General features: G+C 43.2%; 17 protein-coding genes and 1 pseudogene. 16 read left to right on the top strand and 2 right to left on the bottom strand.

All coding sequences use genetic code 11. The features are described 5' to 3' along the window. Window positions 1-209: pseudogene (locus tag K1I94_RS09415) on the bottom strand (IS3 family transposase); the annotation flags it as partial. A 156-nt stretch (window positions 210-365) separates the two neighbouring features. Between K1I94_RS09415 and K1I94_RS09410 the strand changes: the two are divergent. The 11 genes from K1I94_RS09410 to purH all read left to right on the top strand — a co-directional run bounded on the left by K1I94_RS09410 (window position 366) and on the right by purH (window position 14,013). After that, the gene (locus tag K1I94_RS09410; RefSeq protein ID WP_223315160.1) at window positions 366-1,538 is read left to right on the top strand and encodes a pyridoxal phosphate-dependent aminotransferase; all 1,173 of its coding nucleotides are present in this window, start codon (window positions 366-368) and stop codon (window positions 1,536-1,538) included. Beyond that, entirely contained in the window at window positions 1,531-2,304 is a 774-nt protein-coding gene (recO, locus tag K1I94_RS09405; protein ID WP_002911323.1) for a DNA repair protein RecO, read from the top strand. The genes K1I94_RS09410 and recO overlap by 8 nt, the downstream gene beginning before the upstream one ends. A gap of 5 nt (window positions 2,305-2,309) precedes the next feature. Then, complete coding sequence (gene plsX / locus K1I94_RS09400) at window positions 2,310-3,308, top strand: phosphate acyltransferase PlsX (protein ID WP_125357220.1); 999 nt, start codon at window positions 2,310-2,312, stop codon at window positions 3,306-3,308. Between the two features lie 2 nt (window positions 3,309-3,310). Then, window positions 3,311-3,559 carry an acyl carrier protein gene (locus K1I94_RS09395; protein WP_049547547.1) on the top strand — a complete coding sequence of 83 codons (249 nt, stop codon included), beginning with the start codon at window positions 3,311-3,313 and terminating at the stop codon, window positions 3,557-3,559. 153 nt (window positions 3,560-3,712) lie between these two features. Next, window positions 3,713-4,420 carry a phosphoribosylaminoimidazolesuccinocarboxamide synthase gene (purC, locus tag K1I94_RS09390; RefSeq protein ID WP_002901941.1) on the top strand — a complete coding sequence of 236 codons (708 nt, stop codon included), beginning with the start codon at window positions 3,713-3,715 and terminating at the stop codon, window positions 4,418-4,420. 19 nt (window positions 4,421-4,439) lie between these two features. Continuing rightward, window positions 4,440-8,174, top strand: coding sequence for a phosphoribosylformylglycinamidine synthase (locus K1I94_RS09385; protein ID WP_223315159.1), 3,735 nt, complete (start codon window positions 4,440-4,442; stop codon window positions 8,172-8,174). 97 nt (window positions 8,175-8,271) lie between these two features. Next, window positions 8,272-9,711, top strand: coding sequence for an amidophosphoribosyltransferase (gene purF / locus K1I94_RS09380; RefSeq protein WP_002901944.1), 1,440 nt, complete (start codon window positions 8,272-8,274; stop codon window positions 9,709-9,711). 59 nt (window positions 9,712-9,770) lie between these two features. Next, a complete protein-coding gene (gene purM, locus K1I94_RS09375) occupies window positions 9,771-10,793 on the top strand; it encodes a phosphoribosylformylglycinamidine cyclo-ligase (protein WP_223315158.1) in 1,023 nt (340 codons plus the stop codon). Continuing rightward, window positions 10,790-11,341, top strand: coding sequence for a phosphoribosylglycinamide formyltransferase (gene purN, locus K1I94_RS09370; RefSeq protein WP_223315157.1), 552 nt, complete (start codon window positions 10,790-10,792; stop codon window positions 11,339-11,341). Before purM ends, purN begins: the two co-directional genes overlap by 4 nt. Before the next feature lie 49 nt (window positions 11,342-11,390). Continuing rightward, on the top strand, window positions 11,391-12,473 hold the full coding sequence (locus tag K1I94_RS09365) for a restriction endonuclease (protein ID WP_223315156.1): 1,083 nt from the start codon (window positions 11,391-11,393) through the stop codon (window positions 12,471-12,473). Then, a complete protein-coding gene (gene purH / locus K1I94_RS09360; protein ID WP_223315155.1) occupies window positions 12,466-14,013 on the top strand; it encodes a bifunctional phosphoribosylaminoimidazolecarboxamide formyltransferase/IMP cyclohydrolase in 1,548 nt (515 codons plus the stop codon). The genes K1I94_RS09365 and purH overlap by 8 nt, the downstream gene beginning before the upstream one ends. 135 nt (window positions 14,014-14,148) lie before the next feature. Here the strand turns inward: purH and K1I94_RS09355 are convergent, their stop codons facing one another. Next, the gene (locus K1I94_RS09355) at window positions 14,149-16,104 is read right to left on the bottom strand and encodes a GBS Bsp-like repeat-containing protein (protein ID WP_223315154.1); all 1,956 of its coding nucleotides are present in this window, start codon (window positions 16,102-16,104) and stop codon (window positions 14,149-14,151) included. A 150-nt stretch (window positions 16,105-16,254) separates the two neighbouring features. Here K1I94_RS09355 and K1I94_RS09350 point away from each other — a divergent pair, with 150 nt between their 5' ends. The 5 genes from K1I94_RS09350 to K1I94_RS09330 all read left to right on the top strand — a co-directional run bounded on the left by K1I94_RS09350 (window position 16,255) and on the right by K1I94_RS09330 (window position 19,530). Then, window positions 16,255-16,515, top strand: coding sequence for a type II toxin-antitoxin system RelE family toxin (locus K1I94_RS09350; protein ID WP_080556496.1), 261 nt, complete (start codon window positions 16,255-16,257; stop codon window positions 16,513-16,515). A gap of 139 nt (window positions 16,516-16,654) precedes the next feature. Then, window positions 16,655-17,482: a sce7726 family protein gene (locus tag K1I94_RS09345; RefSeq protein ID WP_002907666.1), complete on the top strand. Its 828-nt coding sequence runs from the start codon at window positions 16,655-16,657 to the stop codon at window positions 17,480-17,482. Between the two features lie 12 nt (window positions 17,483-17,494). Further along, on the top strand, window positions 17,495-18,436 hold the full coding sequence (locus tag K1I94_RS09340; RefSeq protein WP_002907667.1) for a sce7725 family protein: 942 nt from the start codon (window positions 17,495-17,497) through the stop codon (window positions 18,434-18,436). Window positions 18,437-18,439: 3 nt separating this feature from the next. After that, a complete protein-coding gene (locus K1I94_RS09335) occupies window positions 18,440-18,658 on the top strand; it encodes a hypothetical protein (protein WP_002907668.1) in 219 nt (72 codons plus the stop codon). A 62-nt stretch (window positions 18,659-18,720) separates the two neighbouring features. Then, window positions 18,721-19,530, top strand: a complete 810-nt coding sequence (locus K1I94_RS09330; RefSeq protein WP_223315153.1) for an RES domain-containing protein — start codon at window positions 18,721-18,723, stop codon at window positions 19,528-19,530. Window positions 19,531-19,557 lie beyond the last annotated feature (27 nt).

Here is a 19,557-nt window from a genome sequence, read left to right as displayed (position 1 = left end):
ACCTTATTGATGATTTCTTGTTTTAATTCAGGAGAGTAATAATAATTCTTTCCTTTTTTGACATTTTCTATTCCGTAACGATCAATCAATCGGATTAAGTACTTAAGATTTGAAAGGTTCATTCCATATTTTTCTGAAAGTCGCTTGAAGCTGATTCCTTGTTTTCTTAGTTCATAGATTTGAACTTTATCCTCATAAGTTAGTTTCATTTAAAAACACCCCAAAAGTTAGATTTTTCTGTCTAACTTTTGGGGTGCGGTTCAGTGCAAGCTTAGTCCTTTTTCTGCATAAGAAATCATGTAATAGCTTTTGCTATGCTTCTGCATTTATAGTATAATAGTTCTATTGAGCGGCTGGAGGTATGTATGGATTTAAGTAAGAAATTTAATAAAAACTTAGAAAAAATAGAAATTTCGCTGATTCGTCAGTTTGACCAATCAATTTCTGCTATTCCGGGAGTTCTTCGGCTAACCTTAGGGGAGCCGGACTTTACAACACCGGATCATATCAAAGAAGCAGCCAAGGCGGCGATTGATGCTAATCAAAGTCACTACACTGGTATGAGCGGTCTCTTGGAGCTGCGTCAGGCGGCCAGCAGCTTTGTGAAAGAAAAGTATAATCTGCACTATCGCCCAGAAGATGAGGTTTTGGTCACAATTGGGGCGACAGAGGCCTTGTCGGCTACGCTGACAGCCATTCTAGAAGAAGGAGACAAGGTCTTGCTGCCAGCTCCTGCTTATCCAGGCTATGAGCCTATTGTCAATCTAGTGGGGGCAGAGATTGTCGAGATTAATACAACGGCCAATAACTTTGTCCTCACTCCAGAGATGCTGGAAGCAGCTATTTTGGAGCAGGGCGAGCAGTTAAAAGCGGTCATTCTTAATTATCCAGCCAATCCGACCGGCGTGACTTATTCGCGGGAGCAGATCAAAGCTCTGGCGGATGTCCTAGGAAAATACCAAGTCTTTGTGGTCTGCGATGAGGTCTATTCTGAGCTGACCTATACAGAGCAGGGGCATGTCTCCATCGCGGAGTATCTGCCAGACCAAACCATCGTTATCAACGGCCTGTCTAAGTCTCATGCCATGACTGGCTGGCGGTTGGGCTTTATCTTTGCTCCAGCAGTTTTCACTGCACAGCTGATTAAGAGCCACCAGTATCTTGTAACAGCGGCCAATACCATGGCTCAGTTTGCCGGTATTGAAGCCCTGACAGTTGGGAAAGATGATGCGGAGCCAATGAAGGCTGAGTATATCCAGCGTCGTGATTACATCATAGAGAAAATGGCAGAGTTAGGCTTTAAGATTATCAAACCAGACGGGGCTTTTTATATCTTTGCTAAGATACCAGATGGTTATAATCAAGATTCTTTCGCCTTTCTGCAGGATTTTGCAGAGAAGAAGGCTGTGGCCTTTATCCCGGGGGCAGCTTTTGGTCAATACGGAGAAGGCTATATCCGTCTGTCCTATGCGGCTAGTATGGAGACGATTCGAGAAGCTCTGAAACGCCTCAAGGACTACATGGAGGACTATGCTTAAATCTCTAACAAGTCAAGGTCTGGTTCTCTATAACCGCAATTTCCGTGAGGATGACAAGCTGGTCAAGATCTTTACGGAACAGGCTGGTAAGCGGATGTTTTTCGTCAAGCATGCTGTTAAATCCAAGCTAGCACCCGTCATTCAGCCTTTGACTGCGGCGAACTTACTGATGAAAATCAATGATGATGGTCTTAGCTATATCGAGGACTATCAGGATGTGGTTACCTACCATCGCATCAATGAGGATTTATTCATCATGGCCTATGCCAGCTATGTGGCGGCCTTGGCAGATGCCAGTCTTCAGGACAATCAGCCGGATCCGGCGCTCTTTGCTTTTCTGCAGAAAACCCTGGAGCTGATGAATGATGGTCTGGACTATGAAGTGCTGACCAATATCTTTGAGATTCAGATTTTGTCACGTTTTGGAGTTTCGCTGAACTTCCATGACTGTGCTTTTTGTCATCGAACGGGTCTGCCTTTTGACTTCTCTTTCAAATATAGCGGAGTGCTTTGCCCTGACCATTATCACCAGGATGAAAGACGATGTCATCTGAATCCCAACCTTCTTTTTCTGCTGGACCAATTTCAGGCGGTCCGCTTTAGCGAATTGGAGACCATTTCTTTGAAGCCAGATATTAAAAAGCAGCTGCGGGATTTTATCGACCTGCTCTATGATGAATATGTCGGCATCCATCTCAAATCCAAAAAATTTATAGATTCTCTGGGGGACTGGGGAAACATTTTAAAAGATAAGAACGAGGAATAAATCTAATGAAAAAAATAGCTGTTGATGCTATGGGAGGGGACAATGCCCCTCAGGCTCTGGTGGAAGGAGCCAATCGAGCGGTACAGGAGTTTGCGGATATTGAAATTCTCCTTTATGGCGATGAAGCGAAAATCAAGCCTTATCTGACTGCTGGTGAGCGGGTCCACATCATCCACACGGAGGAAAAGATTGACTCAGATGACGAGCCGACCAAGGCCATTCGTCAGAAGAAAGAGGCTAGTATGGTGCTAGCAGCCAAGGCTGTGAAGGCAGGGGAAGCAGATGCTATGCTGTCTGCTGGAAATACTGGAGCGCTTTTGGCAGCCGGCTTCTTTATCGTAGGGCGTATCAAGAACATTGACCGACCGGGTCTCTTATCTACTATGCCAACGGTTGGCGGTCAGGGATTTGATATGCTGGATCTGGGAGCCAATGCTGAAAACACAGCCCATCATTTACACCAGTATGCGACTTTGGGTTCTTTCTATGCTGAAAATGTCCGAGGAATCAAGAAGCCGAGGGTGGGTCTCTTGAATAACGGAACAGAAAGCAGTAAGGGCGACCCTCTGCGCAAGGAAGCCTATGAGCTTTTAGCTGGGGATTCGACACTTAACTTTATCGGCAATGTAGAAGCGCGTGATTTGATGGATGATGTGGCAGATGTTGTCGTTGCAGATGGTTTTACTGGCAATGCCGTTCTGAAATCAATCGAAGGAACTGCTATCAGTATTATGGGTCAGCTGAAGAAGTCTATTTTAGGCGGTGGTTTCAAGGCTAAATTGGGAGCTTGGCTGCTCAAGGACAGCCTGCGAGGACTCAAAAATAGTCTGGACTATTCTAGTGCAGGCGGTGCAGTTCTATTCGGTTTGAAAGCGCCTGTTGTCAAAACGCATGGATCTAGCGATGCTAAGGCTGTCTATAGCACGATTCGTCAGATTCGGACCATGCTGGAAACAGATGTTGTTGGTAAATCGGTCGTTGAATTTTCAGATGTAAAGGAGTAAACATGAGCGAAAAAGAAATTTATGCAAAAATTGTCGAAATCATTCAAGAACATGACAGCAGGAAGCTGCATATCACTCCAGAACTGAGCTTGAAAGAGGAGCTGGGAGTGGACTCTGTTGATTTGATGGAATTTATCATCAATCTGGAAGAAGCTTTTGATATTGAGATTCCTGATGAGGATATGGATAACTTCAAAACAATTTCCGATGTGGTGGCTTATATCCATGAGAAACTGAAGAAGCAACATTAAAAATAAAAGATCGGTATCTTCCGGTCTTTTTTCGTATCTTGGAAAGGAAACGATTTCTTTAACTGGATACAGAAAGTTTATACGGAATTTCTTGTAAAATGTATTCAAAGATGATAAAATGAGGGTATAAAACCACGAAAGGCGAATATTAAAATGTCTAATAAGTTGTTATATTCGGGAAAAGCTAAGGATATTTTCTCTACAGATGATGAGCAAGTCATTCTGGCGCGCTACAAGGACCAGGCAACGGCCTTTAATGGAGTCAAGAAGGAGCAGATTGCTGGTAAAGGAGTGCTCAACAACCAGATTTCATCTTTTATTTTTGAGAAACTCAATGCAGCTGGTGTGGCGACGCATTTCATTGAGAAGGTTTCGGATACGGACCAGCTAAATAAAAAAGTAGAGATTATTCCTTTGGAAGTGGTGCTGCGCAACTACACAGCGGGTTCTTTTTCCAAACGTTTTGGAGTAGAAGAGGGCATCGCGCTTGAAACTCCGATTGTGGAATTTTACTACAAAAATGACGATTTGGATGATCCTTTCATCAATGACGAACATGTGAAATTCTTGAAGATTGCCAGCGACGAAGAAATTGCCTTTTTGAAAGAGGAGACTCGCCGGATCAATGAGCTCTTGTCAGACTGGTTCCGCCAAATCGGACTGAAATTGATTGATTTCAAGTTAGAGTTCGGCTTTGACAAAGATGGCAAGATTATTCTGGCAGATGAATTTTCACCAGATAATTGCCGTCTCTGGGATGCGGAAGGCCATCACATGGACAAGGATGTTTTCCGGCGTGGCCTTGGTGAACTGACAGATGTCTATCAGGTTGTTTGGGAAAAATTGCAGGCGATTAAGTAAGGGCAGGGTGTGAAAAATCATGGACAAGCGTATTTTTGTAGAGAAGAAGAGCAACTTCGGTGTGAAATCACAGAGCTTGGTGAGAGAGCTGACGCATAATCTTCAGTTGAAAACATTGTCAGATCTTCGGATGATTCAAGTTTATGATGTCTTTCATCTGGCAGAAGATTTGGTCGCTCGTGCCGAAAAGCATATTTTCTCTGAGCAGGTGACAGATAGATTGCTGACGGAGGAGGAAGTAGAGGCTGCACTTGCAGAGACAGCATTTTTTGCCATAGAAGCGCTGCCGGGTCAGTTTGACCAGCGAGCAGCCAGCTCTCAGGAGGCTCTCTTTTTGCTCGGCGCTGGGACAGATGTTCTGGTGAGAACCGCTCAGCTTTATTTGGTCAATAAAGACATCTCAGACAGCGAGTTGGCAGCAATCAAGAAATACTTGCTGAATCCAGTTGATTCACGCTTTAAAGATATTGAGCAGCCGATCCAGCTGGAGCAGTTCTCCGAGTCCGACAAGACCATTCCGGTTCTGGACTTCTTTAAGGACTATACGGAAGCGGACTTTAAAGCCTACAAGCAGGAGCATGGTCTGGCTATGGAAGTAGCAGATTTGCTCTTTATTCAGGACTATTTCAAGTCGATTGGCCGTTTCCCGACAGAGACCGAGCTCAAGGTTCTGGATACTTACTGGTCTGACCACTGTCGACATACGACCTTTGAGACGGAGTTGAAGAAGATTGATTTTTCGGCTTCTAAGTTTGAAAAGCAGCTGCAGGCTACTTATGATAAATACTTGGCTATGCGTGATGAGCTAGGACGTGGTGACAAACCGCAGACACTTATGGATATGGCGACTATTTTTGGTCGCTATGAGCGAGCCAATGGCCGTCTGGATGACATGGAAGTGTCTGATGAGATCAATGCCTGCTCAGTAGAGATTGAAGTGGATGTGGATGGTGTCAAGGAGCCTTGGCTGCTGATGTTTAAAAATGAAACCCATAACCATCCAACAGAAATTGAACCCTTTGGTGGGGCTGCGACCTGTATCGGCGGAGCCATTCGTGACCCGCTTTCTGGCCGCTCTTATGTTTATCAGGCTATGCGGATTTCAGGTGCGGGCGATATTACTCAGCCGATTGCTGAAACGCGGGCTGGCAAGCTCCCTCAGCAGGTCATTTCAAAAACTGCAGCGCACGGCTATTCTTCTTACGGGAATCAAATTGGTCTAGCAACGACCTATGTCCGTGAGTATTTCCATCCAGGCTTTGTTGCTAAGCGGATGGAGCTGGGTGCGGTTGTCGGTGCGGCTCCTAAGGAAAACGTCGTCCGTGAAAAACCAGCGGCAGGTGATGTGGTCATCTTGCTGGGAGGCAAGACGGGCCGTGATGGTGTTGGTGGAGCTACTGGCTCGTCCAAGGTACAGACAGCTGCGTCTGTGGAGACGGCTGGTGCGGAAGTACAAAAAGGAAATGCTATAGAGGAGCGCAAGATTCAGCGTCTCTTCCGCGATGGCAATGTGACTCGTCTCATCAAGAAATCCAATGACTTTGGGGCTGGCGGAGTCTGCGTAGCTATTGGTGAATTGGCAGACGGGCTGGAAATTGACCTTGACAAGGTACCGCTCAAATACCAAGGACTTAATGGTACAGAAATCGCGATTTCTGAATCGCAGGAGCGGATGGCAGTAGTGGTACGCCCAGAAGATGTGGAACAATTTATCGCTGCAGCAGCTAAGGAAAATCTGCTGGCAGTCGTTGTGGCTAAAGTGACGGAAAAGCCCAATCTGGTCATGCACTGGAACGGGGAAACCATCGTCGATATAGAGCGGAGTTTTCTGGATACCAATGGTGTGCGCGTGGTTGTGGATGCTAAGGTTGTGGATGCCCAAGAAGCATTGCCAGGGCAGACTGTGACTTCTGAAGCGACTTTAGAGCAGGACCTCAAGAACTTGCTCAGCGACCTCAATCATACCAGTCAAAAGGGGCTGCAGACTATCTTTGACAGTTCTGTTGGCCGCTCTACTGTTAATCATCCTATCGGCGGGCGCTACCAAATCACGCCGACTGAGGCTTCTGTGCAGAAACTGCCAGTTGAGCATGGCAAGACTGAGACTGTATCTGTGATGGCGCAGGGCTACAATCCTTATGTGGCAGCTTGGTCGCCTTATCATGGAGCAGCTTATGCAGTGATTGAAGCGACAGCTCGCTTGGTTGCTGCTGGTTCGGACTGGTCCAAGGCTCGCTTCTCTTATCAGGAATACTTCGAGCGGATGGACAAGCAGGCTGAGCGTTTTGGACAGCCAGTCTCTGCTCTGCTTGGTTCGATTGAAGCTCAGATTCAGCTAGGTTTGCCGTCTATTGGTGGCAAAGATTCCATGAGCGGAACCTTTGAAGAATTGACCGTACCGCCGACCTTGGTAGCTTTTGGCGTGACTACTTCTACTGCTGGGCGCATCCTGTCTCCAGAGTTTAAGGCAGCAGGAGAGTCTATCTACTATCTGTCAGGGCAGGTCCTGTCTCAGGATATTGACTTTGACTTAATCAAGAATAACTTTGAAAATTTTGCGGCCATTCAGGCCAAGTATCAGATTACAGCCGCCGCCGCTGTTAAATACGGTGGTCTGGCAGAGAGTCTGGCCTTGATGAGCTTTGGTAATCGCATCGGTGCTCAAGTGGATGTTGCTGATCTGCCTTCCATTTTGCAGGCGCAGTTGGGCGGATTTGTCTTTACAAGTCCGGAGCAGGATATTCCAGGCGCAGTGAAGATTGGTCAGACCAAACCAGACTTTACACTGATTATCAATGGTGTCCAGCTTGAGGGAGCAGGGCTTTTGGCAAGCTTTGAAGGCCGACTAGAGCCTATCTACCCAACAGAATTTAAACAAGAAACAGTTATTGAAGAAGTGCCGGCTCTTGTCTCTGATACAGTTATCAAAGCCAAAGAGACAGTGGCGGAGCCGCTGGTTTACATTCCAGTCTTCCCTGGAACCAACTCAGAATACGACTCGGCCAAAGCTTTTGAAGCAGCTGGAGCCAAGGTCAATCTAGTTCCCTTCGTTACTTTGGATGAAGCAGCTATTGTCAAGTCCGTTGACAGCATGGTTGACAACATTGACAAGGCCAATATCATCTTCTTTGCTGGCGGCTTCTCTGCTGCAGATGAGCCAGATGGGTCAGCTAAGTTTATCGTCAACATCTTGCTAAACGAGAAGGTCAAGAAAGCCATCGATGCTTTCATCGCTCGCGGCGGTCTCATCATTGGTATCTGTAATGGATTCCAGGCTCTGGTAAAATCCGGTCTTCTTCCTTATGGAAACTTTGAAGAAGCAGGAGCTAGCAGTCCAACTCTCTTTTACAATGATGCCAACCAGCACGTGGCCAAGATGGTTGAAACCCGCATTGCCAATACCAACTCGCCTTGGCTAGCTGGTGTGCAAGTGGGAGATATCCATGCCATTCCGGTTTCTCATGGTGAAGGGAAATTTGTCGTGACGGCAGAAGAATTTGCTGAGCTGCGCGATAATGGTCAGATTTGGAGTCAGTATGTAGATTTTGATGGGCAGCCAAGCATGGATAGCAAGTATAATCCAAACGGCTCTCTCTACGCTATCGAAGGGATTATGAGCAAGAACGGTCAAATCATCGGGAAGATGGGCCACTCAGAGCGTTATGAAGACGGCCTTTTCCAAAATATTCCAGGTCAGAAAGACCAGAAATTGTTTGAAAGCGCCGTTCGTTATTTCCAAGCGAGTCACGAATAAAGCTGGATTGCAAGAGCAAGCAATCAAAAAGGAGTCTGCTTGGCCTGGAAGGTCAGGTTTTCTCCCTTTTACAAGACAAAAGAATTTAGGTAAAACAATGACATACGAAGTAAAGTCACTGAATGAAGAGTGCGGTATTTTTGGAATCTGGGGTCATCCACAGGCGGCTCAGGTCACCTATTTCGGACTCCATAGTCTGCAGCACCGAGGTCAGGAAGGAGCAGGCATCCTGTCAAACGACCATGGAAAGCTCAAACGCCACCGCGATTTGGGATTGGTTGCAGAGGTCTTTAAGAACCCAGCAGATTTGGATAATCTGACAGGAGAAGCAGCCATCGGCCATGTCCGTTATGCAACGTCTGGCGGAGCCTCCATCAACAATGTCCAGCCTTTCTTCTTCAGTTTCTATGATATGCAGATGGGCTTGGCGCATAATGGCAATCTGACCAATGCCCATTCACTGAGACGGGAGTTGGAAAAGAAGGGTTCTATCTTTGCCAGCTCGTCTGATACGGAAATTCTCATGCACTTGATTCGCCATAGTAAGCAGGAAAATTTCTTAGACAAGCTCAAAGAGTCCTTGAGACGAGTTCAGGGCGGCTTTGCCTATCTCATCATGAGAGAGGACAAGCTTTACGCTGCGCTGGATCCTAATGGCTTTCGTCCTCTGTCCATCGGCCGCATGAAAAATGGGGCCTGGGTCGTTTCCAGTGAGACCTGTGCTTTTGAAGTGGTGGGTGCCGAATGGGTGCGTGACCTTGAGCCAGGGGAAATCGTGATTATCGATGATGAAGGCGTGACCTACGATAGCTATACGGCAGATACCCAGCTGGCTATTTGCTCAATGGAATATGTCTATTTTGCTCGGCCGGACAGCGTCATTCACGGGGTCAATGTCCATGCAGCCCGCAAGCGGATGGGCCGCAGACTGGCTCAGGAATTCCAGCATGAGGCAGATATCGTTGTCGGTGTGCCTAATTCTTCCCTGTCAGCGGCCTCTGGCTTTTCCGAAGAGTCTGGTCTGCCAAATGAAATGGGTCTGATTAAAAATCAATACATCCAACGGACCTTCATCCAGCCGACGCAGGAGTTGCGAGAGCAAGGAGTTCGTATGAAATTATCTGCTGTTTCCAGCATTGTCAAGGGCAAGCGCGTGGTCATGGTGGATGATTCTATCGTGCGGGGAACGACCAGCCGACGTATTGTCCAGCTCCTACGAGATGCAGGTGCTGCTGAAGTCCATGTGGCTATCGGCAGTCCAGAACTTAAATATCCATGTTTCTATGGCATTGATATTCAGAATCGACGCGAGCTCATCTCGGCTAATCATACGGTTGATGAGGTCTGTGAGATTATAGGAGCTGACAGCTTGACTTACCTGTCTCTGGAAGGTCTCATTGAATCAGTCGGTATTGAGACGGATGCTCCGAATGGCGGACTCTGTGTGGCTTACTTTGACGGTCAGTACCCAACTCCGCTCTATGATTATGAAGAGCGCTATCTGGAAAGCCTGAAGGAAAAGACGAGTTTTTATTAAAACGAGGTCAGCGGTAGTTGTCGCAATCTTTTTCAAAAATAAGAGTAAGGAAGAAAATTATGACAAATAAAAATGCATACGCTCAATCCGGTGTGGATGTTGAAGCAGGTTATGAAGTTGTTGAGCGAATCAAAAAACATGTAGCACGTACAGAGCGGGCTGGCGTCATGGGGGCGCTGGGTGGCTTTGGCGGCATGTTTGACCTGTCTCAGACTGGGGTCAAGGAGCCAGTGCTGATTTCTGGTACGGATGGGGTCGGAACCAAGCTTATGTTGGCCATTCAGTATGACAAGCACGATACCATTGGGCAGGATTGTGTAGCCATGTGTGTCAACGACATCATTGCTGCAGGAGCTGAGCCCCTTTACTTCCTAGACTATATTGCCACTGGGAAAAATGAACCAGCTAAACTCGAACAAGTTGTTGCTGGTGTAGCTGAAGGCTGCGTTCAGTCTGGGGCTGCCTTGATTGGCGGAGAAACCGCTGAAATGCCTGGCATGTACGGTGAAGATGATTATGACCTAGCTGGTTTTGCTGTCGGGGTTGCTGAAAAGTCAGAGATTATTGATGGCTCTAAAGTCGCAGAGGGCGATGTCCTTCTGGGGCTGGCTTCCAGTGGTATCCACTCAAATGGTTATTCGCTTGTCCGCCGTGTCTTTGCTGACTATACGGGTGAGGAAGAACTGCCAGAATTGGAAGGTAAGAAACTCAAGGAAGTGCTGCTTGAGCCGACTCGTATCTATGTCAAGGCTTTGCTGCCGCTGATTAAGGAAAAGCTGGTTCATGGGATTGCCCATATTACTGGTGGCGGTTTTATCGAAAATGTGCCCCGCATGTTTGCTGATGATTTGGCTGCTGAGATTGAAGAAGACAAGATTCCAGTCTTGCCGATTTTTAAAGCCTTAGAAAAATATGGTCACATCAAGCACCAAGAAATGTTTGAAATCTTCAATATGGGGTTAGGGATGATTTTGGCTGTAGCTCCTGAAAATGTGGCTCGTGTCAAAGAACTTCTTGACGAGCCTGTTTATGAAGTCGGCCGGATTGTAAAAAAAGAAAGTGAAAGTGTCCTTATCAAATGAAAAAAATTGCCGTTTTTGCTTCGGGAAATGGATCAAATTTCCAAGTGATTGCTGAGCAGTTTCCTGTTGAATTTGTCTTTTCAGACCATCGAGATGCCTATGTGCTCGAGCGGGCAGATAAGCTAGGTGTCAAAAGCTATGCCTTTGAGCTTAGAGAGTTTGACAGTAAGGTGGCTTACGAGCAAGCTATTGTAGACCTACTAAAAGCGCAGCAAATTGACTTGGTTTGCCTAGCAGGCTATATGAAAATTGTCGGGCCAACCTTATTGGCAGCTTATGAAGGCCGGATTATCAACATTCATCCAGCCTATCTACCCGAGTTTCCAGGAGCTCATGGCATTGAGGATGCTTGGAATGCTGGCGTCTCTGAGAGCGGTGTGACCATTCACTGGGTGGACTCGGGCGTTGACACTGGCAAGATCATCCAGCAAGTGCGCGTGCCGCGACTAGCTGATGATACGATTGAAAGTTTTGAAGAACGCATCCATGCCGCCGAGTATCAGCTCTATCCTCAAGTGCTGGAGAGTTTAGGAGTGGGGAGAAGGTAGTAGGTAACTTATTTGGTGGGAATTCTAATTATAGGAAGGAAAAAATATTATGAAAAAATCACAAGCCAAAGGATATTTATTAGAAATTGTATTGGCTAAGTTATTAAAAGTTAACGGATATGATTTAGTAACAAGCTCTGATAATGAAATCAGGTTCTTGGAAAGGAATGGTTTAAATGTCAAGGGAAGAGGTGGTTATCATCAATTTGACTCTTTAGGAACGTTCCGTATCACGCCACCATTTGTATATCCTATACGTTTATTTTTAGAGGCTAAATTTTATATAAATAATAAGGTTGGCATAGATAGAATTAGAATGGGAATAGGTATTCTACAAGATGTAAATACTAATTATTCCACTGTTGAGATGACAAGTGAAGAGTTAAAGCTACCTAAATATAATTATAATTATGCTATTTTTTCTACATCAGGATTTACAAATGGTGCTCAAAGATTGGCTATCGCTCATAAGATTTACTTAATGGATTTATCGTCTGGTTATTATCAATGGATTAGAGATTTTATAAATCAAATTGTAGATGAATTATTTTTCAGTTACAGTATTAGTGGCGATGATATTAGTAGTGATATTTTTAATGATTTTAAAGAAGAGTTTTCTAGTTGGATTAATAATTTAAGTTATAATCAACTTTATAGATGGTTTGATTCTGACAATCGACAATCAGTTGTGGATGAATTTGTACACCAAATGCAAAATGTTCGTAGTATTTACATAGCGAGTACAAAGAGTTCACAACTCATAGCACTTATACCTGATAATGATGATGAATTTCGTAATTCTCTACTTAGAAACCCACATCAAGAAGTAACTATTACTTGGGAGGAAAATGAGAATAATGTATGGATAATCAGACCGATTGGCAATGATAATCAATATAGTCTTACATTTCAATTACCATCAGTTATTCGAGATTATATTTTTAATAATTCAGTAAATCAATATGAGAGTGCTTATGACGAAAAAAGAAGAAGTTTTGGGATGCTATCGTTTATTGCTTATCTAGATGAGAGAAATCCTACTCTGTGTACACTAAAATTCAATGAAAACGAAACGAGACGTTTGGTAGGTCGCTATAATCAACGATTAAGATTGGAGAATAATAATGACTAAACGCGCCTTAATCAGTGTCTCAGATAAGACAGGCATTGTAGAATTTGCGAAAGAGCTGAAAGCTCTGGGCTGGGATATCATCTCAACTGGCGGTACCAAGGTGGCCCTAGACAATGAAGGAGTGGGCACCATTGCTATAGATGATGTGACTGGTTTTCCAGAGATGATGGATGGCCGTGTCAAGACCCTCCACCCAAACATTCACGGAGGCCTCTTGGCTCGTCGGGATTTGGATAGTCACTTAGAAGCAGCCAAGGACAATAAGATTGAGCTTATCGATCTTGTTGTGGTCAACCTTTACCCATTCAAGGAAACCATTCTCAAAGCAGATGTGACTTATGCTGATGCTGTGGAGAATATTGATATAGGCGGTCCATCAATGCTTCGTTCAGCAGCTAAAAATCATGCCAGCGTGACAGTTGTCGTAGATCCGGCTGATTATACTCTTGTTCTGGAAGAGTTGGCAGCAAATGGCCAAACGACCTATGAAACGCGGCAACGTTTGGCAGCTAAGGTTTTCCGTCACACAGCCGCTTACGATGCTTTAATTGCAGACTATTTCACGAATCAGGTGGGCGAAAGCAAGCCTGAAAAGCTGACCTTGACCTATGAACTCAAGCAGCCCATGCGCTACGGGGAAAACCCCCAGCAGGATGCGGATTTTTATCAGACTGCTTTGCCACTGGGCTATTCCATCGCTTCCGCTAAGCAGCTGAATGGAAAAGAGTTGTCTTTCAACAACATTCGCGATGCTGACGCGGCCATTCGGATTATTCGAGATTTCAAGGATCGGCCAACTGTTGTGGCGCTAAAACACATGAATCCTTGCGGTATTGGTCAGGCGGATGATATCGAGACAGCATGGGACTATGCCTATGAGTCTGATCCAGTTTCCATTTTTGGTGGGATTGTCGTCCTCAACCGTCAGGTAGATGCTGCGACAGCTGAGAAGATGCACGGTATTTTCCTGGAAATTATCATCGCACCGAGCTACACAGCAGAAGCGCTAGCGATTTTGACCAATAAAAAGAAAAATCTGCGGATTTTGGAGTTGGCTTTTGATGCTCAGGTAGCTTCTGGAGCTGAGAAGGAAGTGACCGGTGTTCTGGGTGGTCTCCTCGTGCAAAACCAAGATGTCATCGAGGAAAAACCAGCTGATTGGCAGGTCGTGACCAAGCGCCAGCCGAGTGAGCAGGAGCGTGTGGCTTTGGAATTTGCTTGGAAGTCCGTCAAATATGTCAAATCTAACGGTATCATCATCACCAATGATCGTCAGGTGCTGGGAGTTGGTCCCGGTCAGACCAACCGCGTGGCTTCTGTCAAGATTGCTATTGAGCAAGCCAAAGATTGCCTCGACGGTTCTGCTCTGGCTTCTGACGCCTTCTTCCCCTTTGCGGACAATATCGAAGAAATTGCGGCAGCTGGTATCAAAGCTATCATCCAGCCGGGTGGTTCTGTCCGTGATGAGGAATCCATTATTGCGGCTGACAAGCATGGCTTGACCATGATATTCACTGGCGTACGGCATTTTAGGCATTAAGAAATAGAAAAAATCCTCGGGTTAGCCGAGGATTTTTGAGTAGTCTTATACTCAATGAAATTCATGAATAAACTAAGCAGGAGCAGTCTGCTCAAAGCACTGGTTTGAAGTGGTTTTGAGGAGTGCGAAAGTTACTTATTTAGGGTAGATATAGGTCAGGCGTCCCCAGTAGGAAGCAGTTGGGTCAAACCAGCCACGGAAGTTGCTGATGTACTGCTTGCCGAGGTAGTTAGACTCTTGGATCTGGATGCGGGTATTGGATTCGACATGAGTCACAACACCGACGTGGCCGTAGCCGCCGTCATCCCAGCAGGCGATAGCGCCAACCTCAGGCTTACTGCCGGTACGGAATCCAGCTCTTCTGGCACTAGCTGCCCATTGACCGCCGTTGCCCCAGTAATTTCCTGCCCAAGGAGCTAGAGCCTTGGCTCCCCAAGTGCATTGGCCGACAGGATAAGTTGTCGCATTAGCAGCGGCATAGTTTGGCTGAATATTAGCTGATTGAACGATTGATTTCTCAACCTGATAGCTAGTTCCAGTCAGACCAGTCAGTTGTCCCGCTTTTCTACGATAGACATGGGTATGGAATAGACCGCTCCCCTTGTGTTTCTGAGTGTCTACGGTAAACTTGTATGTTCCATTGCCGACCTTATTGGCAGTATACCATTTGATATCATCTTGCCCATTGACTTCTGACCAAGTTGGCAGAATAATATCGCCATCTCCGTAGGCGTCTGTCACTGTCACCTCATAACGATTAGCCTCAGTTTTCCTGACTGCAACCTTGGCTTGAATTTGGTCGGTAGACATTGAGACTGTATCTGCTGCGTAGCTACGCTCACTGCCGTCCTTATAGGTGACATACACATGGTTGTTATAGGTTCCAGACAAAGCCTGATGATTACGGATATCAAAGGTTGCGCTGAAGGAGCCATCTCCGTTAGGCGTTGCCTTATACCATTTAAGATTGCTCTGATTGCTAGTGCTCCAAATGGGAACTTGGACAGACTTTATGGGTTTAGATAAAGCTGTTTCAGTGATTTTTACAGTATAGGTTCCTTGTTTGGGGTTGATATTTTCTATAGTAAAAAGCGGCTTTTGCTCCTCTTCAGAAGGCAATTTTCCACTATCAATTTGTGCAGTAGTCCCTGAGAGACCTGTTAAGTCTGACTTAACATAACTTTCACCGTAAAGGTGGATATTGTAAGTCCCAGTGTCGTAGTTATGCTTTCTGAGTTCCACCCGAGCGCTGTAGCTGCCATCTGGATTTTTGCTTGCTTCGTACCATTGTAAATCATCTTGCCCTTTCTTATCAGACCAAGTTGGAAGAACAATTCGATGCATGGTGTCAGGTACGTTTTTGACAGTAATTTCCATGATACCGGTCTGAGGGAAGCTGGTCTCAACATTAGGATTAGGTTTTTCTAAATTGAAAGTGGTTCCGTTTAAGCCAATCATCTTACCATCTTTATTTTCATAAGTATGAATGTGATAAGTTCCATAGCCTTTGTGATTTGAAAGTTCAAATTCAGTAATATCTTGTCCTGCATTGTACCATTTGATATCATCTTGTCCATTTTCATCAGACCAAACAGCATGTAAAATATTAGAATTTAGTTGGTCTTTGTTGCGATTAAAGTGAATTTGAGCGGTTTTCCCTAGGATATTAGAAGTGACATTAATGGCTGGTTTATCGAGAGTAAAGGTTGTTCCATTCAGCCCAATTAATTTTCCATAGAGATCAATATAGGTATGAACATGAAAGGTTCCGTAACCTGGATGGTTACTCAGGTCAATGTCAGTGTTAGTAGTTGTTGTTGACGGTGCTTCATACCATTTGATATCATCCTGTCCGTTCTCGTCAGACCAAACAGCATGTAGAATACGATGAGGTTCTTGAGCTTGGGAACGGGTATAACTAATAGAGGCTGTACGATCGTTCACAGTCACATCGACATTGCTGGCACGATCAGTAGGGCCTAGAATTTTGACTTCAGATTCAGGCGTTTCGGTCGCATGAACTGTTGAGTGGCTCGCAAAGAGACCTAGGACAGCTCCGGATAATAAAAACAGTTTTTGATATTTCTTCATAAAACTCCTTTGTGAGAATGGTTTTGGATGGGCCCACCTGTATTATTCGGAAAACTTATTTGAAAATGATAGTAAATTTGAAAAGCCCTGAATATTTTCTGTCTAAAATAGGCATAATCCACTCAAAAAGGAGAAAATAAACAGGCCATACTGAAGAAATTTACCTATGATGTAATCTATACGAAAAAGGCTTTAAAACAGTTAAAAAAACTAGATCCTTATACTCGAACTTCCATTTTGACTTGGATTGACAATCATTTGCAAGACACCGACAATCCCCGCCAGCACGGTAAAGGCCTGACCGCCAATCGCGTAGGTGAATGGCGCTATCGTGTTGGAAACTACCGCATCCTGGCCAATATCCTGGATGATGAAATCATCATTGAAGTCTTTGCGGTTGGGCATGGGTAATAGTTTTTGATAAACCTGCATTTTATGAACCATTGAAAGAAAGATTGTTAAAAGAATTGAGAATAACCACATAAGATAGTTTCTTTAGTAAGTTGAATTATGGTATAATCTTTGTAAGAAATGAGAGGAGGTAACTATAGTGAATGTTAAAACAAACTATTTATTAAATAGATTTTTTTCAAGGGCTACTATAAGTAATCTTCTTAAATATAATAAAGACGAAGTTTTTGAAAGAATATCAAAAGAAGAGACGAGTCATTTAGAAACAATCCAAAGCGTTTATCAAGAATTATCTAAAACATATCGGAACGAATATTTTTATAAGAATACTCTTTTGAATAAACGTTTATTAGGAATACATAGCGTCAATACTACAACAGCTTTAACAGAAATACCTGTCGGTAGAGCGAAACCGGATTTTATTTTAATTAATGGGAAAGCAGTTGTATATGAAATAAAAACAGAATTAGACAATTTTGACAGGCTTGAAAATCAAATCAATGAATATTATAAAGCTTTTAACCATGTTGCCATTATGACATACGAAAAGAACATTGAAACGGCAAAAAGAAAAATTGCTGAGATTAATAAACCTATTGGTCTATATATTCTACAAAAAAACGTAAAAATTAAAACAGTGATGGAACCCAAGGAATACAACAATGATTTAGATAGAGACGTTATTTTTAGTATTCTTCGGAAATACGAATACGAAAGTATTATTGAGAAGCGTTTTGGTTCCTTACCTCAAGTCTCTCAATTTGATTATTACGATGTTTGTAGGCAACTAACTGAAGATATTCCACTGGGGCGATTTTATTCAGATTTTTTAATTGAACTGAAAAAAAGGAATCCAATCAATAAGGAATTATTTACAGCAGTCCCGTACGAACTCAAATTTTTAGTGTATTTCATGAATTTTAAACCAAAAGATTATGATGCACTTGCACAATTTTTACAAAAATAGGAGGAGTAGGGTATGTACTTTCCATATCTAAGAGGTCGGCAGTATGAGCTAATAGCACTCAGAGAGTTGTTAGCCAATAATAAATTGGGCAATAATGTGATTCCAATTATTGAACCAGTGAAATTGTCCCCAACTCTAGTCAGCACTTTGGAAGCATTTGAAACGAAGAAGCAACCGTGCGCTCTCATCATGAATCCAGCGGTAGGGTCCTTTAATGAGGAATACAGCAAAAACGAGAAAAATCGAGCAAACCGCTTAGACGAAGTGATTGAGCAGAGTGAGCATTTGTACTATGCCTCACTGATGAGCAGGGGTTATCAAAAAGATGATAATTTCAAGCAGAATGATGACATGAGCAGGCAAATCATAATATGTAAAGATCCTGATGATTTAAATGGATATGAAGGTAATTATAGTACAGAACTAATAGCCTACAATCTTATTGGGGAAGACAGTAAGTTAAACAGAGAGGTAAGCGGGAGCAAAGTCAAGATTAGTGACAGATTTAAGAAAGCGCCAAGAAATGTAGATTATGCTAAAAAAACAGATGAATTTTTCTCAAAAGATCATAAATATTTTTTAAAGGAAGGGTATAAGGGGTTTTCGGATTACTCTATCGTTGGCGAGAGCTACAGTGATTCAGGATTTGCTCCTACTGCCATAGCCATTCATATCGTTTATTTTAATGAAAAACAAGATTTAAGAATTCATCATTTTGTATCTGATACAAATGAAAATTTGAGAAACCAGGCGGGTAAGTTTGAGGAGGCTCTTGAAAAGTTATTAAACGCTATTGAAGAAGGTAAAATATCACAGACAATGGCGATCAAAGAGTTTCAACGATTGTCCGATACCAAAACATATCCAGGGCTTGGCACCATTAAAAAATTAACCATGATGCATCATATTGAATTGGTTGGTAAATATCTTGATCAAATAAATGGAGACAGATAGTTAATGAAGTTTTGTCAAAAATGCTTTGCAGATGAAATTCTTAAATCTCAAGTAATCATAGCTGGAAGACAGTCTAGCTGTGATTTATGTAGTAATGCGAATGACTTTGTTTATGATACGCAGAAAGATAATTATTTAATTGATTATTTTAGTTCATTTATTTCTATTTTTTCTCCAATAGAAAAAATAGAAAATTTCCAATCTGGGCAGACACGCTATTAAAAACTGAAGTAGCAACAAATTGGAACATATTTACTACTAATGATGAGTATAATGTTTATCAAATGCTTTCAGAAATTTGTAAAGAACTGTTTGAAGAAATTCCAAACTTGTTAAACTCACCTGTTGGAGTAGATAAAATGTATGATCCTATCTATTTACAGGAGCATTCGTTATTCAGTAAGGGTTGGGAATGTTTTGTTGAAGATATTAAATATAACAACCGCTTTCATTCTAACCAGATAAATAGGGCTATTTTAGCAAAGTATTGTGAAGCTATCCAAAAGACTTATTCAGGAGGAGAACAATTCTTTAGATGTAGAATTTCAAAAGATAGAAAACAATTTGAGCCGAAAGAAATAGATGCACCTCCTAAAGGTAAATCTGCTGATGGAAGAGCGAATGCAAGAGGGATTGTGACGTTATATTTGGGTGATACAGAAAAAACAGCGATACATGAAACTAGAACAGGTTTATATGACCATGTCTGCATTGGGACTTTTGAATTAAAGTCTCCTATAATAGTTATTGATTTTAAAAAAATCAATGAAATTAGTCCCTTTCAAGATGGGATTATTGATGATATTGCCGAGTTGGCAATTAATAAAAAGCATCTAAAACAAATTGATTATGAGATGGGGAGAGTAATGAGAAAGTCTGATGATGTTTTAGATTATCTCCCAACTCAATATATAGCTGATTTTGTCAGATCTATAGTCTCAGAAGAATATCCTGAACAATATGCCTTTCAAGGAATTGAATTCCGTAGTGTTATGAATCCAGAAGGTTTCAATTTAGCTATATTCACACCAGAGTGTTTTGATGTAATTGATATAAAGACAAAACAAATAAGCCGTGTTTCATATGAATGGTAGATTTTCTACCTGAAAAAATTAACTATC

It is taken from the genome of Streptococcus sanguinis, from assembly GCF_019929145.1.
Taxonomy (GTDB): domain Bacteria; phylum Bacillota; class Bacilli; order Lactobacillales; family Streptococcaceae; genus Streptococcus; species Streptococcus sanguinis_U.
The sequence above is the reverse complement of the archived record's forward strand: the minus strand, read 5'-3'. Positions and strand labels throughout refer to the sequence as shown.

Coding starts and splice junctions, on each gene's coding strand:
- K1I94_RS09410 (WP_223315160.1), top strand. CDS start 366: ATGGATTTAAGTAAGAAATTTAATAAAAACTTAGAAAAAATAGAAATT.
- recO (WP_002911323.1), top strand. CDS start 1,531: ATGCTTAAATCTCTAACAAGTCAAGGTCTGGTTCTCTATAACCGCAAT.
- plsX (WP_125357220.1), top strand. CDS start 2,310: ATGAAAAAAATAGCTGTTGATGCTATGGGAGGGGACAATGCCCCTCAG.
- K1I94_RS09395 (WP_049547547.1), top strand. CDS start 3,311: ATGAGCGAAAAAGAAATTTATGCAAAAATTGTCGAAATCATTCAAGAA.
- purC (WP_002901941.1), top strand. CDS start 3,713: ATGTCTAATAAGTTGTTATATTCGGGAAAAGCTAAGGATATTTTCTCT.
- K1I94_RS09385 (WP_223315159.1), top strand. CDS start 4,440: ATGGACAAGCGTATTTTTGTAGAGAAGAAGAGCAACTTCGGTGTGAAA.
- purF (WP_002901944.1), top strand. CDS start 8,272: ATGACATACGAAGTAAAGTCACTGAATGAAGAGTGCGGTATTTTTGGA.
- purM (WP_223315158.1), top strand. CDS start 9,771: ATGACAAATAAAAATGCATACGCTCAATCCGGTGTGGATGTTGAAGCA.
- purN (WP_223315157.1), top strand. CDS start 10,790: ATGAAAAAAATTGCCGTTTTTGCTTCGGGAAATGGATCAAATTTCCAA.
- K1I94_RS09365 (WP_223315156.1), top strand. CDS start 11,391: ATGAAAAAATCACAAGCCAAAGGATATTTATTAGAAATTGTATTGGCT.
- purH (WP_223315155.1), top strand. CDS start 12,466: ATGACTAAACGCGCCTTAATCAGTGTCTCAGATAAGACAGGCATTGTA.
- K1I94_RS09355 (WP_223315154.1), bottom strand. CDS start 16,104: ATGAAGAAATATCAAAAACTGTTTTTATTATCCGGAGCTGTCCTAGGT.
- K1I94_RS09340 (WP_002907667.1), top strand. CDS start 17,495: ATGTACTTTCCATATCTAAGAGGTCGGCAGTATGAGCTAATAGCACTC.
- K1I94_RS09335 (WP_002907668.1), top strand. CDS start 18,440: ATGAAGTTTTGTCAAAAATGCTTTGCAGATGAAATTCTTAAATCTCAA.
- K1I94_RS09330 (WP_223315153.1), top strand. CDS start 18,721: ATGCTTTCAGAAATTTGTAAAGAACTGTTTGAAGAAATTCCAAACTTG.